A 15220-nucleotide genomic window follows, 5' to 3' on the forward strand; every position below is an offset into this window, starting at 1 on the left:
GCGCGGTCATGAAGCTCAGCGATTTTGATTTCGACCTGCCCGACGACCTGATTGCCACGCGGCCTGCCAGCCCGCGATCCTCTGCGCGCCTTCTTGTGGCGCGGGGGGGTGCCACAGTGGACAGCCACGTGTTCGACCTGCCCGATTTCCTGCGGCCGGGCGACCGGCTGGTGCTGAACGACACGCGCGTTATCCCGGCGCGCCTGAACGGGCGGCGCCACAGAGACAGCGCGCAAGGCCCGGTTTCCGCCGGGGTCGAGGCCACTCTGCTGGACCCGCAGGCCGATGGCACCTGGTCTGCGCTGATCAAGCCATTGAAGAAAGTGAAGCCGGGGGAAGAGATCGTGTTTTCGGCCGATCTGAGCGCGACGCTGGATCGGGTGGAAGACGGGCAGGCCTACTTGCGCTTCAATCTCAGTGGTCAGGATTTCGACAAGGCGCTGGATCAGGCCGGTGCGATGCCGCTGCCGCCCTATATCGCCGCCAAACGTCCGGCGGACGAGCAGGACAAGACGGATTATCAGACCATCTGGGCCCGCAGGTCCGGTGCGGTGGCAGCCCCGACCGCCTCGTTGCATTTTGACGATGCCCTGATGCAGGCTTTGTCGAAACGGGGTGTCGCCGTCACACATGTGACCCTGCATGTTGGCGCCGGAACCTTCCTGCCGGTCAAGGTCGAGGATGTGACAACCCACAAGATGCACGCCGAATGGGGGCAGGTTGGCGCCGAGGCTGTTGCCGAGATACAGGCGACAAAAGTTGCGGGCGGGCGTGTCATCCCGGTGGGCACCACCGCCTTGCGCCTGATCGAAAGTGCTGCGCGTTCGGGCACGATCGAACCGTGGGAAGGTGACACCGATATCTTCATCTATCCCGGTTTCCGGTTTCACGTGACCGATGCGCTGATGACAAATTTTCATCTGCCGAAATCCACGTTGTTGATGCTGGTTTCGGCGTTGATGGGTCAGGACCGGATGCGCGAGGTTTACGCCCATGCCATCGCGCAGAAATACCGGTTCTTTTCTTATGGCGATGCGTCGCTTTTGATCCCCGGATAGGCGCGCATACGGCATCACCGACAGGGAATGTCGTAGACAAGCGCGATGGAAGCGGTCTTTGATCGCAGAACAAAACTCAAACCAGCTTGGCACCTATCGGAGGCCCAAATGATTCAGGTTCTGTCCAGCGCATGGGCATTGTTGCTCGGCATGGGGTTGCTGATGGTCGGAAACGGCCTTCAGGGCACGATCCTGGGTGTTCGCGGACAACTCGAGGGGTTTTCGACCCTTGAGATGTCTTTTGTAATGTCAGCATATTTTGTTGGTTTTCTGGGTGGTTCACGGCTTGCGCCCGAGATGATCCGGCGTGTTGGTCATGTGCGGGTCTTCGCGGCGCTGGCGTCTTTCATTTCTGCCGTGATGATCATGTATCCGATGCTGGCAGACCCGATTGCCTGGGTTCTGGGACGCGTAGTGATCGGGTTCTGTTTTTCGGGCGTTTACGTCACTGCGGAAAGCTGGCTCAACAACGCAGCCAATAATGAAAACCGCGGTCAGGCCCTGTCGCTTTACATGATCGTTCAGATGTTGGGTATCATCGGCGCGCAGGGCCTTTTCCTGTTGGGCGACCCTGCCGGATACGAAACATTCGTGATCGCCTCGATCCTTGTTTCGGTATCTTTCGCACCGATTTTGCTGTCAATTTCGCCAACGCCGGCATTCGATACTACCAAGCCGATGACGTTGCGGGAATTGATGAAAAGCTCTCCGCTGGGGTGTGTCGGCATGTTCCTGCTAGGCGGCGTGTTCTCGGCGCAATTCGGGATGTCTGCGGTTTACGGGGCCCAGGCCGGTCTGTCCTTGGTTGAGATCTCGGCATTTGTGGCGGCGTTCTATGTTGGGGCAATTGTCCTGCAATACCCGCTGGGCTGGTTTTCCGACCGGATGGACAGGCGTTTCCTGATCCTGTTGGTCGCGGCAACCGGAGCAGTTGGCGCCGTCAGTGGTATGCTTTATGGCTTTTCCTTCGAAATCCTCCTGGCGTCTGCTTTTGTGATCGGCGGAATGACCAACCCTTTGTATTCATTGCTGATTGCGCACACCAACGATTTTCTGGAATACGAGGATATGGCCGCGGCATCCGGTGGTCTGATCTTCATCAACGGCCTTGGGGCAATTACCGGACCCGTTATCACAGGCTGGCTGATGGGTGACGCAGTCTTTGGCCCGCCGGGCTTTTTCCTGATCATTGCCGTGTTGCTTGTCGCATTGGCCGCCTATTCGGTCTACCGGATGACCCAGCGTGCAGCAGTTCCTGTTGATGAAACCGGCACCATGTCGACGCTTTATCCCACTGCATCGCCCGTTGCATTCGAGGTTGCACAGGAAGTTGCCATAGAGGCGGCAGAAGCAGAGTTCGAAGAAGGTGCGCGCGAAACCGCTTGAGACACGAAATTATGTCGGTTGTGTTGCAATATGTTACTGTAACAGTTCTGTAAAAGGGACTTAAATGACGTTACGTCTGGGGCGCGGGCAATTGACGGAGTTTGAGGCAATGGTAACGCCTGAAGAAGTATTGAGTTTTTGGTTAGATGAAGTTGGCCCTAAGGGCTGGTATATTGAAAATGAGGCGCTGGACGCAGACATTCGGGCGCGGTTTCAGTCAACTTGGGAAGCAGCGGCAGCGGGTCGGTTTTCGCTCTGGCTGACTTATCCCAGCGGGGCGCTGGCCTATATCATCCTGACAGATCAGTTCCCGCGTAACATGTTCCGAGGTGAGGCGCGTGCCTTCTCGACCGATCGTGCGGCATTGGCGGCGGCGAAATGCGCAGTCGACAAAGGCTGGGACAAGAAGATCGACGAACCAGCCAGACAGTTCTTTTACCTGCCGATGATGCACTCGGAAAACCTGTGCGATCAGGAACGCTGTGTGCGTCTGATCTGCCAAAACATGAGCAGCGACGCAAGCAACCTGCTGCACGCCAGAGCGCATCGCGAGGTGATCCGCAAGTTCGGTCGTTTCCCGTATCGGAACGCGGCGCTGTCCCGCAGCTCGACTCCGCATGAAACTGCCTATGTCGATATGGGCGGGTACGGCACGACCGTGCGCGAACTACAAGCTACGGGCTGAACGCGAAGCCGCAACCGCTCTTTGGTCACGGCTGCGCTTTATGACTCAGGTGTGCATCCCCGCAATGCCAAAACGCGTTCCGCTGCGATATCGGCGCCGGTTTGGATCGCCTGCGCAATCAGCATTTCTGGCGTGTCAGCCAGTTCCGAAATCCGCTCCTGAACCGTTTGCAGCTTCTGTTCTGCTGCATTCAGGCGCCCCAGCGTTGCCCGGAGGTTTTGCGCGGCTTGGCTGTCTGCAAACGTGTCTTGCTTTGAAAGCGCCGCCAAATCAGTCCGCAACGCCGCAAGCTCGTCCCGAATGCCCTTCGCCTCATCCCGGATGGGGGCCAAGGCCTGAACCGTTTGCGAGACTTCAGCAGTGATGTTTTCGGCTTTGGACGCCAGTTTCCAGCCCAGAAACAGGCACAGCGCAACAAGTATCAATGTGGCATTGAGCAGGGCAAGCAGCAGATCTTTCAGAGTTTTGGCCATGGTCAGCCCCTTGAATGGGTTGAGAAAAGAATAGGTCCGACCGGTGTCGGCGTTTCTTTTCTAGCCATTGCATGGCCCGGGGTATAGGCTGAAATCCGCAAGTTCAGGCATCGCTTACCCTGCGTCCTATTTGTCGCGGGAACGGTGTGTTGATGCGTTCCGAATAATAGTTTAATGGTAAACTAAATTTTCAACTCCTGCGCCGAGAGGAACACATGGCTGCACAATCCTATGATCTGATCGTAATCGGGGCTGGCCCCGGCGGCTATGTCGCTGCAATCCGCGCAGCCCAGCTGGGCCTGAAAACCGCAGTGGTCGAGCGCGAGCATTTGGGGGGGATCTGCCTGAACTGGGGCTGTATTCCGACCAAGGCGCTGTTGCGGTCGTCCGAAGTGTTCCATCTGATGGAGCGCGCCAAGGATTTCGGTCTGAAAGCCGAAAAGATCGGATATGATCTGGACGCGGTGGTCAAACGATCCCGTGGCGTGGCCGCGCAGCTGTCAGGAGGCATTGGCCATCTGTTGAAGAAGAACAAGGTTGCCGTCGTGATGGGTCAGGCCACGATCCCTGCAAAGGGCAAGGTCAGCGTCAAGACCGACAAAGGCACCGAGGAACTGACCGCCAAGAACATCATTCTCGCAACCGGGGCACGGGCACGGGAACTGCCGGGCCTTGAAGCTGACGGCGATCTGGTCTGGACGTACAAGCACGCGCTGCAACCGCCGCGGATGCCGAAAAAACTGCTCGTCATCGGGTCTGGTGCGATCGGCATCGAGTTTGCCAGCTTCTACAATACGCTGGGCGCAGACACCACAGTTGTCGAGGTGATGGACCGGGTGTTGCCGGTCGAAGACGCCGAAATCAGCGCATTGGCCAAGAAGGCGTTCACCAAACAGGGCATGACCATCATGGAAAAAGCCATGGTCAAGCAGCTGGACCGTGGCAAGGGGAAAGTGACCGCGCATATCGAGGTAAAGGGCAAGGTCGAGAAACAAGAGTTCGACACAGTGATCTCGGCTGTCGGGATCGTTGGCAATATCGAAAACCTTGGTCTGGAAGCTCTGGGCGTCAAGATCGACCGGACACATGTGGTTACGGACGAGTATTGCCGCACCGGCGTTGAGGGCCTTTATGCGATCGGTGACATCGCAGGCGCGCCCTGGCTTGCACATAAAGCAAGCCACGAGGGTGTCATGGTCGCGGACCTCATTGCGGGTCAACATGCGCACCCGGTCAAACCCGAAAGCATCGCGGGATGCACCTATTGCCAGCCTCAGGTTGCCTCGGTTGGATATACCGAAGCAAAGGCCAAAGAGCTGGGTTACGACATCAAAGTCGGCCGCTTTCCCTTTATCGGCAATGGCAAGGCCATAGCCTTGGGTGAGCCGGACGGGCTGATCAAAACCGTGTTTGATGCGAAAACAGGCGAGTTGCTGGGCGCCCACATGATCGGTGCCGAAGTTACCGAACTGATTCAGGGTTACGTGGTCGGTCGCCAGCTGGAGACAACGGAAGAAGACCTGATGAACACCGTCTTCCCGCACCCGACACTGTCAGAGATGATGCACGAAAGTGTGCTGGATGCCTATGGTCGCGTGATCCATATGTAAGATCGGCGTAGTTCCCCGTCAGGGTTGGGGGCTCTGCCCCCGCCGCGCGTGCCGCGCGCCTCCCCCGGGATATTTTAGGCCAGATGAAGCAGGGATCCTTTATTCATCTGGCTGCAAATATCCCGGAGCGCGAGGCAGAGCCTCGCAAAAGACCTATTTGTTCAAAGCATCCAGAATGCGCGCCCATGACCGGATGCCCTTGTGGAAGCTTTTCACGTCATATTTCTCGTTCGGCGAATGGATGGCATCATCTTCGTTTGCATAGCCAACCAGCATCGAGTCGAGCCCCAGAACGGTGTTGAAATAGCCGACAACAGGGATTGATCCCCCCATTCCAGTGAACACTGCCTCGCGGTCCCATTCATCCGACAATGCGCCGCGCGCGGCTTCGAATTCGGGGCGGGTGATATTCATGACCGAAGCGGGAGACCCTTCCATATCGTTATCCCAGACCACTTTGGCGTCCGGGGATAGCTGATCCTCGACATGTTTGCGGATTTTGGCGCGCAGCGCGTCCGGGTCCATGTCACCAACAAGACGGCAGGTGATTTTGCAATGGGCCTTGGACGGAATAACGGTTTTGGAGCCCGCACCGTTATAACCACCCCACAGCCCGTTCACTTCGAGCGTTGGTCGTGCCCATTGTTGCTCCAAGGTGGAGTAACCCTTTTCGCCATGCGGCTGGGTGTAGCCGACCGAATTCAGATAATCCGCTTCGTCGAAGCCGCAATTCTGCCATTGGCGCAACTGGTCTTCGGGTACTTCATGCACGCCTTCGTAGAACCCGTCGACAGCGATCCGCCCGGTTTCGTCGTCATAAAAAGAGGTCACGATTTTCGACAGTTCGCGCAGCGGATTCAGGCCCGGGCCGCCATAGTGGCCGGAATGCAGGTCGATGCGCGGCCCCACAATGGTAAACTCGTCCTTCAGCATGCCCCTCAACTGCGCCGCAATCGACGGAACGCCGCGTGATACCATGGATGTATCGCAGACCAGCGCCAGATCCGCTTTGAGTTCGGCGGCATTTTCCTTGAGGAAAGGAACCAGTGAGGGCGAGCCTGATTCTTCTTCGCCCTCGAAAAAGAAAGTGATGCGGCAGGGCAAGGATCCGTGTACGGCCTTCCAGGCGCGGCAGGCTTCGACAAAAGTCATTAGCTGGCCTTTGTCGTCTGACGCTCCGCGTCCGCTGATGACCGGTCCGGTTTCGGTGTCCTCAATGGCGGGATCGAATGGATCCCGGTTCCACAGGTTCAACGGATCGACCGGCTGCACATCGTAGTGGCCATAAAACAGGAAATGCGGCGCAGTCGCGTCCTCACCCACGTGGCCAACAACCATCGGGTGGCCCGGTGTTTCCCGTTTCTCTGCCGCAATCCCGATGCTGTTCAGATCGGCGACCAGCCAGTCCGCGGCGCGGCTAACCTCGGCCTTGTATGCGGGGTCAGTCGAGATCGACGGGATGCGCAGCAGTTCCATCAGGCGGTCGATCGAGGTTTGCAGATCTTCGTCAATCCGGTTCAACACGGCGTCTAGCGACATGGGGGGCTCCTGCCTGTTTTTTGTTCCCGCGAACCCTAGCAGCGTTGTCGGCGCCGTCCAGAGTTGTTGACACGAATTGCGGCCCGGCAGCGTAAGCTTTGGGTAGGGAGGCGAGACCTGCGTCGTTTCCACGCGTTCGATGGCCGTAACTTTACTTGTCGGATGGGGTGCAAACTTATATTTGATGCAAATCAAAGTTGGGTTCACCTTTTCGGCTGTAACCAGCTGAATAAGGGAACACAAAGCCACCGAAACAGGGTAAGCTGTGGGAGGTGGCGAAAATATCGCCCAATGGGAAACCGGATACGGGCGTTCAAGGAGGGTCCTTTGGACTATACTGCTCAGCTCGATTCAGCGATTGCCAGGCTGCATGATGAAGGTCGTTACCGGACCTTCATCGATATCGAACGTCGCAATGGGTATTTTCCCCATGCGGTGCGCACACGTCCGGACGGGTCACAGCAGAACATCACCGTATGGTGCGGCAACGATTATCTGGGCATGGGGCAAAACCCGGTCGTTCTGAATGCAATGCACGAAGCTGTTGATGCAGCCGGTGCAGGTTCAGGCGGTACGCGCAATATCTCGGGCACCACGGTTTATCATAAAAGGCTTGAAGCTGAACTGGCCGATCTTCACGGCAAGGAAGCCGCGCTGCTTTTTACCAGCGCCTATATCGCCAATGACGCAACGCTCAGCACGCTGCCTAAACTGTTCCCGGGCCTGATCATCTACTCTGACGCGCTGAACCATGCCTCGATGATCGAAGGCGTGCGCCGGAATGGCGGAGCCAAGCGCATCTTCCGGCACAATGATGTGGCGCATCTGCGCGAGCTGCTTGAGGCGGACGATCCGGCCGCACCCAAATTGATCGTATTCGAGTCGGTTTATTCCATGGACGGCGATTTTGGTCCGATCGAAGAGATCTGCGATCTGGCGGATGAATTCGGTGCGCTGACCTATATTGATGAAGTGCATGCAGTAGGCATGTATGGCCCGCGCGGCGGCGGTGTGACCGAGCGCGATAACCTTGCCCACCGGATCGACATCATCAATGGCACGCTGGCAAAAGCCTATGGCGTGATGGGCGGCTATATCGCGGCCAGCGCCAAGATGTGCGACGCCGTGCGGTCATATGCGCCGGGCTTTATCTTTACCACGTCCCTGCCACCTGCGGTTGCGGCCGGGTCTGCTGCATCTGTTGCCTACCTGAAAACTGCACCTGAACTGCGTGAGCAGCATCAGACGCAGGCCAAAATCCTCAAGCTGCGGTTGAAGGGGATGGGGCTACCGCTGATCGACCACGGAAGCCATATCGTGCCCGTGATCGTCGGAAACCCGGTCCATACCAAGAAGCTCAGCGATATGCTGTTGGATGATTACGGCATTTATGTGCAACCGATCAATTTCCCGACCGTTCCGCGCGGAACCGAGCGTCTGCGCTTTACCCCTTCTCCGGTGCATGGGCCTGACGAAATGAACCGTCTGGTACAGGCGATGGACGAACTTTGGTCACATTGTGCGCTAAATCGCGCCGAACTTGCCGGTTAACCTCACGCCAAAGTGTGCAACGTATTTGCCGCGTGTTAAGCTTACGCTAACAAAATCGGCGGACGAATCGTTTTGGGGATGATTCGCCGCTAACGCGAAACGCGCGACAGGCAGAATGGGGCAGCAGGAATGATTGGGCGCAGATCACAGCGCGAATCTGATGAGGATGTAGATGTCAGACCGAAAGGGTTTGACGACTACGAGGTACGCCTTGGTGACAAGATGCGCGGCGAACGCGCAACCATGGGCAAATCCCTGTTGGATGTTCAGCGCGAGCTGAGGATCAAAGCCAACTACATTGCTGCCATCGAAAACGCAGATCCTGATGCCTTTGACACGCCCGGCTTTATCGCCGGGTATGTGCGTTCTTACGCGCGTTATCTGGGGATGAACCCGGATGAAACCTTCTCGACTTTCTGCGCGGAAAGCGGTTTTTCGGTCGCGCATGGCATGTCGGCCGAGGCTTCGGTGGTGCGAAAGCCGACCGGTGCGCTTCCGACGCGTGGGCCAATGGGGCGCGATCCCTTCATCTCGCCCAATACGCCGTATATTCCGGGCAAGGAATCTCTGGTCAGTCAGATTGAACCGCGCGCCATCGGATCGTCGCTGGTGCTTTTGGCGGTTATTGGTGGCATCGGCTATGGCGGGTGGGCGGTTCTGAACAAGATCCAGCAGGTACAGGTCAGCCCGGTTGAACAAGCGCCTGTGGTGCTTTCCGACCTTGATCCGCTGGATGCCGTGCGCGACGGCGTTGTCGATGATGCGGTTGCTGCGGCGAACACCGAGGCACTGGACCGCCTCTATCGTCCGCAGGCCTTGGATGTTCCGGTTCTGGTTGCCCGCGATGCGCCGATTTCGACCCTTGATCCACGCGATGTCGGAACCTTCCGCCCGCCAAGCCTGCCGCAGTTCGAAGTCGCCGAAGTGCACACGGTTGAACGACCATCCTTGCCGCAGGTCGTGGAACAGATTGATACCATGCTGAAAATCGTTGCTGTCGATCCTTCTTGGATGCGGGTGACGGCGGCGGATGGCAGTGTTATTTTCGAAGGGACCCTTGGAACGGTCGAGCAAGGCAGTGTCTTTGAGGTTCCGCTAACGGAAGAACCACCGCTGTTGCGGGCAGGGGCGTCGGGATCGGTTTATTTCTCAATGAACGGCGAGCACTATGGCCCGGCAGGGGCACCCGGCACGGTTGCCAAAGGGGTGATCCTTTCGAAAGACGCGGTGTCTGAAGTTTATGCCGTTGCCGATCTTGAGGCGGAACAGAACAGCGCTCTCAAGCAATTGGTGGCTGAACTGCAAACCGAGGCGACAGAAGCGCCCGCCGAGTGATCTTGCCATTGCGGTAACCCCTTTGCCGGACTATCTACAGTCGCAACTCAGGCAGACGCGGATCCGTCCTTATGTCCCTTAATCACGTGCGCCCCTGGCGTGACATATATCGTCGTAAATCCCGTCAAATCATGGTCGGTAACGTTCCCGTCGGGGGGGATGCCCCGATCGCCGTTCAGACCATGACCAACACCCTGACCACCGATGTGGCGGCAACGGTGGCGCAAGTTCAGGCCGCAGCCGAGGCTGGCGCGGATATCGTGCGCGTTTCAGTCCCAGATGAGGCGTCGGCTAAGGCATTGAAAGAAATCGTGCGCGAAAGCCCGGTGCCCATCGTTGCGGACATCCATTTTCACTATCGCCGTGGTATCGAAGCGGCCGAGGCAGGCGCTGCCTGTCTGCGTATCAATCCCGGCAACATCGGCGATGAAAGTCGGGTGAAAGAAGTCATTCAGGCCGCGCGCGACCACAATTGCTCGATCCGCATCGGCGTAAATGCAGGCAGCCTGGAAAAGCACCTGCTTGAGAAATATGGCGAACCGTGCCCCGAGGCGATGGTCGAAAGCGGGTTGGAACATATCCGCATCCTTCAGGACAATGATTTTCACGAGTTCAAGATCAGTGTGAAGGCCAGCGACGTATTCCTGTCCGCCGCCGCGTATCAGGGCATAGCCGAAGCCACTGATGCGCCCATCCATCTGGGTATCACCGAGGCGGGCGGACTGGTGTCCGGCACCATCAAATCCGCCATCGGGTTGGGCAACCTGCTGTGGATGGGGATCGGCGACACGATCCGCGTCAGCCTGTCTGCCGATCCGGTGGAAGAGGTGAAGGTCGGCTTTGAAATCCTCAAATCCCTTGGTCTGCGCCACCGTGGCGTCAACATCATCTCATGCCCGTCCTGCGCGCGGCAGGGGTTTGACGTTATCAAGACCGTCGAGGCGCTGGAACGTCGTCTGGAACACATCAAGACACCGATGAGCCTGTCAATCATCGGCTGCGTGGTCAACGGACCGGGCGAGGCGCTGATGACCGATGTCGGGTTTACCGGTGGCGGGGCAGGATCCGGGATGGTCTATCTGGCGGGCAAGGCCAGCCATAAGATGTCCAACGATCAGATGATCGACCACATCGTGGAGCAGGTCGAAAAGAAAGCCGCGGAACTGGACGCGGCTGCGGAAGCGGCGGAGTAGTGTGGGGTCGGCTGTGTCGGTAAGGCAGACATAGCGACCTTACTCATCCCTTGCCCTGATGCCTGAGCTGTTGCAAACTTGTTTCGTGACCGAACGATGCCTGTTTCGCCGCCGGTTCAGTCGGTAAACAGAACAGCGCGGACCCATGCTTTGGGAGGAGTGTGTCATGACATCCAAGACCGCAGGCCCTACGCCACCTGAGAACCTGACGCCACACCAGCAGGCCATGCCCAAGGTCAATCGGGTTACTTCGGATGATATAAAGGCGTCGCTAAAAGCTGGGTTCTCCGATTTTCTGGCGCGCCCCTTCATGAGCGGTTTCTTCGGGTTTTTCTATGCGGCTTTCGGCATCCTGATGGTCTGGAGCTTGGTCTGGCTTGGCAAGATCTGGATGATCATCCCAGCGATTGTCGGGTTTCCTCTGGTCGCGCCTTTCGCCGCTGCAGGACTTTATGAGATGTCCCGGCGGTTACAGAAGGGAGAGAAATTTGGCTGGTATGAAATCCTCACAGTCATGGCCGATCAACGCAAGCGCGAAATGGGCTGGATGGCCTTTGTTACGCTGTTCATTTTCTGGGTTTGGGTTTACCAGGTCCGGCTTTGGCTTGCGATCATCCTGCAGAATTCATCCTTTTCGGATTTTGACGGATTCTTGAACATCATCTTGTTCACCCCGCAGGGCTGGACATTCCTAGCAATCGGCACCTGTGTCGGGGCGTTTCTGTCGGCTGTCTTGTTTTCGGTCACTGTCGTCGCCATGCCCATGCTTCTGGACCGGGAAACAAATTTCGTTTCAGCCATGTTGACGTCTTTACGCGTCGTCTCGGAAAGCCCTGTGGTCATGCTCGGCTGGGCAGCGATCATCTCGGTCACAATGTTATTGTCGATGGTTCCGGCGTTTATGGGCTTGATCTTTACCTTGCCGATCCTTGGCCATACCACGTGGCATCTCTATCAACGGGCCGTGGAACCGGTAGACGGCTGAGGTCAGCGATCAGTCCGCCTTTTTGTCTGGGGGCAGCTGTGCCGCCCCCAATACCTATCAACCCTGTTCTGCGCGAACGCCATCTGCAATCTGCTGCATCTGATCGGCAGGCAGATAGCCGCGCAGCAACTCGGTTCCCAACACGAATGAGGGCGTGCCCGAAATCTGCATCCGTTGCGCCAGGGCGCGGGTGCGGCTGATCTCATCCGTGACGCTGTCGCTGTCCATCGCGGCGATGATCGCGTCACTGTCCAGACCCAGCCCGTCAGAGATGCGGCGAAGAGTTACTTCTGAGGGTTCGCCGCTGAATTCCATCAGCGCATCGTGAACCTGTTTATAGGCGTCATTGCCCGCCACTTGCTTGGTTGCCACCGCAAAGCGAGAGGACAAAACAGATGCGTCGCCCAGAATTGGCAGTTCTTTGATCACAAAGCGGATATTGCCATCGCTGGCCAGCAGGTTTGCCACTTCGGGCACCGCGCGGCGGCAATAGCCGCAGCGGTAATCCATAAACTCGACCAGTGTGATATCGCCATCCGGGTTGCCCCCAACCCAGCTAAAGCCATCGTCGAACAGTTCGGCCGCATTGGCGGCAACCAGTTCCTTGTCTGCGGCCGCTTCGGCCACTGCGTTTCGCTGTTCGAGGATATTGATTGCCTCGATAATGACTTCGGGGTTTTCCAGCAGGTATTCGCGTACCTGAGCGCCAAACTCTGCCTTTTCGGCATCATTCATCGCGTTCAGGTCCAGCGCCTGCGCTGAGGTCGCCGCCATGGAAAGCCCCAGAAGGGCAGGTGCAGCATGTCTGAGGATCATTTCCGTTTCCTTTTATCTTTCTTGAGTCGTTCTGAGGCAATCAACACGTCTTGTGCCCTTTGCCAACCCGGAGAGCCTTCCGGCAATTGCGCCACGGCCCGTTTCGCGTGAATTCCGGCATCCTCCATCCGACCCTGCAGGGCATAGCGCTCTGCCGTCACGGTCGAAGCCATGCCGTTATTTCCGACCTGCGCGTAAGCCACACCCAGGTCCTGCATCAGGCGTGCATTACGAAAGTCGCGCGCACGCGCCTGTTCCAGTGCATTCAATGCCTGTTTTGTTTCCCCTTGCGCCAACAGTGCGCGCCCATAGCCCGCAAGGATCAACGCATTGTTAGGTGCCATTTCAACAGCGCTTGCGTAGGCTTTAACAGCCTCGCTTACCCTTCTGTTTTCCAACAGGATTTGCCCTTTCAGGTCGTAATAGAACGGGTCATCAGGACGCTCGGCAAGCGCCGAGTCTATCGCGGCACGAGCGCGGGACAGATCGCGATTCTGATGATAGGCCGAAGCCTCTCGCATCAGGCGGATGTCGCGGTAGGGTTCTTCGCCGGCGCGCCGCAAGGTCCAACTGGGCGACCGCAGAAAGGCCGACAGCTTGCCTTTAACCCGCGCAAACCAGTAATCCGCATTGGGGTTTGGAACGGCTCGGTCGCCAAACTCATCCAGGAAAGCCTCGGCGGCGCGCAGACGATCACGGCTTGTCGGGTGTGATCGCATATAGGGGTCCTGGTTGGCGACACTCAGCAGTTCCTGACCGGCGAACTTTCGGTGCAACTCCACCATCCCGCTGGGTGAGATTTCGGCCCATCGCAGGTAACTTGCGGCGCTGCGGTCGGCGGATGCCTCTTCCGCGCGGGTGTGACCCAGAAAACCGCGGATTGCCGCGCCTTGGGTGCCAGCAGCGATCCCGATGGCGGCCTCGCCCCCACCCGCCGCTGCAGCCAGCAGGGCCAAAGCCGTGCCGAGGCTGGCGTTGCGCTGCGCGGCTTTCAGGTTCTCAGCCCGTCGCGCCAGATGACCATTCGAGATATGGGCGGCCTCGTGGGCGATGACAGCCTGCAACATCTCAGGGCTTTCGACGGTCAGAATCAGCCCGTAGTTCACATAAATCGCGTTGTAGTCGATGACGAATGCGTTGAACGTGTTGTCGTTTACGACCAGAATCTGAACCCGGTTCGTGTTCAGCCCCGCAGCCCGCAACACCGGAAAGGCCAGTTCACGCAGGCCATGTTCGATATCAGGGTCGCGGACTAGGCTCTGCGCGTGCGATTGCATCGCTGCCGCCAGCCAGACGACAACGGCAACCATCAGGGCCGGGATTGACGCCAACCGGGATACGCGCTCAAAAGCCATGACTGCAACATGGGAGATGGGCATGAGAAACTCAACCCGGTCCGGGGTCGATCCCTTCATCGTGATGGATGTGATGGAGGCGGCACGCAAGGCCGAAGAGGCGGGTCGCCACGTGATCCACATGGAAGTCGGCCAACCCGGAACCGGCGCGCCAAAGGGCGCGACCGAGGCTTTGGCCGCGGCGATGGAGCAAGGCCCGCTGGGCTATACGGTTGCCCTGGGTCTGCCCGCCCTGAGGCAGCGGATCGCCCGGCTTTACGGGGATTGGTACAATGTCGATCTGAACCCAGAGCGGGTGGTGATCACACCTGGCTCGTCCGGCGGATTCCTGCTGACCTTTACCGCATTGTTCGACAGCGGTGACCGTGTCGGTATCGGGGCGCCCGGCTATCCGTCCTATCGCCAGATCCTGAAGGCGCTGGGGCTGGTCCCGGTCGACCTGCCGACCGCGCCGGAAAACAGGTTGCAGCCCGTGGCGGCGGATATTCAGGGGATGGACCTGAAAGGGCTGATGGTTGCCTCGCCCGCAAATCCGACCGGTACGATGCTGGACCGTGCCGCCATGAGCACCCTGATCCAGGCGGCGCACGGGCAGGGCGCGTCGTTCATCAGTGATGAGATTTACCACGGGCTGGAATACGAAGCCAAGGCCGTGACGGCGCTGGAGCTGACTGATGAATGCTATGTGATCAACTCGTTCTCGAAATACTTTTCGATGACCGGATGGCGCGTTGGCTGGATGGTGGTGCCTGAGGATCAGGTGCGCGTGGTCGAACGGATTGCTCAGAACATGTTCATCTGCGCCCCTCATGCCAGCCAGGTCGCAGCGCTGGCTGCGATGGATTGCGACGACGAATTACAAGCCAATCTGGATGTGTACCGCCGCAATCGCGCGCTGATGCTGGACGGGCTGCCCAAGGCCGGGTTTTCGAACATAGCGCCGCCCGACGGGGCGTTTTATGTTTATGCAGATGTATCCGACCTGACCGACGACAGCCGCACATTTGCGGCCGAGATTCTGGAACTGGCCGGTGTGGCCGTGACGCCAGGGCTGGATTTCGACCCGCAGCGCGGCCATACCACATTGCGTTTTTCCTATGCGCGCGCGACGGATGACATTCAGGAAGGGCTTGAGCGTTTGCGCCTTTTTATGGCGCGGCGCGGCGCTGTCAGGGAACCGGCCTGAGCCGTTCACAAGCGGCCGCTTGTGGTATAGGGTGCCCGGCAAACGATC

At 58.2% G+C, this 15220-nt stretch carries 13 protein-coding genes; 9 read left to right on the forward strand and 4 right to left on the reverse strand.

All coding sequences use genetic code 11. The features are described from left to right. Window positions 1-8: 8 nt before the first annotated feature. From queA to AC2FLZ_RS02610, 3 genes are all read left to right on the forward strand, one after another. Complete coding sequence (queA, locus tag AC2FLZ_RS02600; protein WP_496881703.1) at window positions 9-1058, forward strand: tRNA preQ1(34) S-adenosylmethionine ribosyltransferase-isomerase QueA; 1050 nt, start codon at window positions 9-11, stop codon at window positions 1056-1058. A 108-nt stretch (window positions 1059-1166) separates the two neighbouring features. Continuing rightward, window positions 1167-2444: an MFS transporter gene (locus AC2FLZ_RS02605; protein WP_480485322.1), complete on the forward strand. Its 1278-nt coding sequence runs from the start codon at window positions 1167-1169 to the stop codon at window positions 2442-2444. A gap of 109 nt (window positions 2445-2553) precedes the next feature. Next, a complete protein-coding gene (locus tag AC2FLZ_RS02610; RefSeq protein ID WP_480476775.1) occupies window positions 2554-3129 on the forward strand; it encodes a DUF924 family protein in 576 nt (191 codons plus the stop codon). Between the two features lie 38 nt (window positions 3130-3167). On the opposite strand, the gene AC2FLZ_RS02615 is transcribed toward AC2FLZ_RS02610, so the two are convergent. Next, the gene (locus AC2FLZ_RS02615) at window positions 3168-3602 is read right to left on the reverse strand and encodes a hypothetical protein (protein ID WP_496881704.1); all 435 of its coding nucleotides are present in this window, start codon (window positions 3600-3602) and stop codon (window positions 3168-3170) included. 215 nt (window positions 3603-3817) lie between these two features. Between AC2FLZ_RS02615 and lpdA the strand changes: the two genes are divergently transcribed. Next, on the forward strand, window positions 3818-5212 hold the full coding sequence (gene lpdA, locus AC2FLZ_RS02620) for a dihydrolipoyl dehydrogenase (protein ID WP_480517424.1): 1395 nt from the start codon (window positions 3818-3820) through the stop codon (window positions 5210-5212). Between the two features lie 153 nt (window positions 5213-5365). Here the strand turns inward: lpdA and AC2FLZ_RS02625 are convergent, their stop codons facing one another. Further along, window positions 5366-6751, reverse strand: coding sequence for a M20/M25/M40 family metallo-hydrolase (locus AC2FLZ_RS02625; protein WP_496881705.1), 1386 nt, complete (start codon window positions 6749-6751; stop codon window positions 5366-5368). Window positions 6752-7078: 327 nt separating this feature from the next. Between AC2FLZ_RS02625 and hemA the strand changes: the two genes are divergently transcribed. The 4 genes from hemA (at window position 7079) to AC2FLZ_RS02645 (ending at window position 11815) form a co-directional block, all read left to right on the forward strand. Beyond that, entirely contained in the window at window positions 7079-8302 is a 1224-nt protein-coding gene (hemA, locus tag AC2FLZ_RS02630; RefSeq protein WP_496881706.1) for a 5-aminolevulinate synthase, read from the forward strand. A gap of 129 nt (window positions 8303-8431) precedes the next feature. Continuing rightward, window positions 8432-9637 carry a helix-turn-helix domain-containing protein gene (locus AC2FLZ_RS02635; RefSeq protein ID WP_496881707.1) on the forward strand — a complete coding sequence of 402 codons (1206 nt, stop codon included), beginning with the start codon at window positions 8432-8434 and terminating at the stop codon, window positions 9635-9637. Between the two features lie 71 nt (window positions 9638-9708). Continuing rightward, complete coding sequence (gene ispG, locus AC2FLZ_RS02640) at window positions 9709-10830, forward strand: flavodoxin-dependent (E)-4-hydroxy-3-methylbut-2-enyl-diphosphate synthase (protein ID WP_480473338.1); 1122 nt, start codon at window positions 9709-9711, stop codon at window positions 10828-10830. Between the two features lie 166 nt (window positions 10831-10996). Then, on the forward strand, window positions 10997-11815 hold the full coding sequence (locus AC2FLZ_RS02645) for a DUF2189 domain-containing protein (protein WP_480473337.1): 819 nt from the start codon (window positions 10997-10999) through the stop codon (window positions 11813-11815). A 57-nt stretch (window positions 11816-11872) separates the two neighbouring features. Here AC2FLZ_RS02645 and AC2FLZ_RS02650 read toward each other — a convergent pair whose 3' ends face one another. Together AC2FLZ_RS02650 and AC2FLZ_RS02655 are read right to left on the reverse strand one after the other, a co-directional pair. Next, the gene (locus tag AC2FLZ_RS02650) at window positions 11873-12631 is read right to left on the reverse strand and encodes a DsbA family protein (RefSeq protein ID WP_480553759.1); all 759 of its coding nucleotides are present in this window, start codon (window positions 12629-12631) and stop codon (window positions 11873-11875) included. Continuing rightward, entirely contained in the window at window positions 12628-14010 is a 1383-nt protein-coding gene (locus tag AC2FLZ_RS02655) for a M48 family metalloprotease (RefSeq protein ID WP_496881708.1), read from the reverse strand. The genes AC2FLZ_RS02650 and AC2FLZ_RS02655 overlap by 4 nt, the downstream gene beginning before the upstream one ends. On the opposite strand from AC2FLZ_RS02655, the gene AC2FLZ_RS02660 reads away from it, so the two are divergent. Beyond that, window positions 14009-15172 (forward strand): pyridoxal phosphate-dependent aminotransferase, encoded by a 1164-nt coding sequence (locus tag AC2FLZ_RS02660; protein ID WP_496808717.1) that lies wholly within the window; start codon window positions 14009-14011, stop codon window positions 15170-15172. The genes AC2FLZ_RS02655 and AC2FLZ_RS02660 overlap by 2 nt on opposite strands. The last annotated feature ends 48 nt before the right edge of the window (window positions 15173-15220 follow it).

The sequence above is a fragment of the Ruegeria sp. YKSF131 genome, from assembly GCF_059612645.1.

Coding starts and splice junctions, on each gene's coding strand:
- AC2FLZ_RS02645 (WP_480473337.1), top strand. CDS start 10,997: ATGACATCCAAGACCGCAGGCCCTACGCCACCTGAGAACCTGACGCCA.
- AC2FLZ_RS02655 (WP_496881708.1), bottom strand. CDS start 14,010: ATGCCCATCTCCCATGTTGCAGTCATGGCTTTTGAGCGCGTATCCCGG.
- AC2FLZ_RS02635 (WP_496881707.1), top strand. CDS start 8,432: ATGATTGGGCGCAGATCACAGCGCGAATCTGATGAGGATGTAGATGTC.
- ispG (WP_480473338.1), top strand. CDS start 9,709: ATGTCCCTTAATCACGTGCGCCCCTGGCGTGACATATATCGTCGTAAA.
- AC2FLZ_RS02660 (WP_496808717.1), top strand. CDS start 14,009: ATGAGAAACTCAACCCGGTCCGGGGTCGATCCCTTCATCGTGATGGAT.
- AC2FLZ_RS02610 (WP_480476775.1), top strand. CDS start 2,554: ATGGTAACGCCTGAAGAAGTATTGAGTTTTTGGTTAGATGAAGTTGGC.
- queA (WP_496881703.1), top strand. CDS start 9: ATGAAGCTCAGCGATTTTGATTTCGACCTGCCCGACGACCTGATTGCC.
- lpdA (WP_480517424.1), top strand. CDS start 3,818: ATGGCTGCACAATCCTATGATCTGATCGTAATCGGGGCTGGCCCCGGC.
- AC2FLZ_RS02650 (WP_480553759.1), bottom strand. CDS start 12,631: ATGATCCTCAGACATGCTGCACCTGCCCTTCTGGGGCTTTCCATGGCG.
- AC2FLZ_RS02625 (WP_496881705.1), bottom strand. CDS start 6,751: ATGTCGCTAGACGCCGTGTTGAACCGGATTGACGAAGATCTGCAAACC.
- AC2FLZ_RS02615 (WP_496881704.1), bottom strand. CDS start 3,602: ATGGCCAAAACTCTGAAAGATCTGCTGCTTGCCCTGCTCAATGCCACA.
- AC2FLZ_RS02605 (WP_480485322.1), top strand. CDS start 1,167: ATGATTCAGGTTCTGTCCAGCGCATGGGCATTGTTGCTCGGCATGGGG.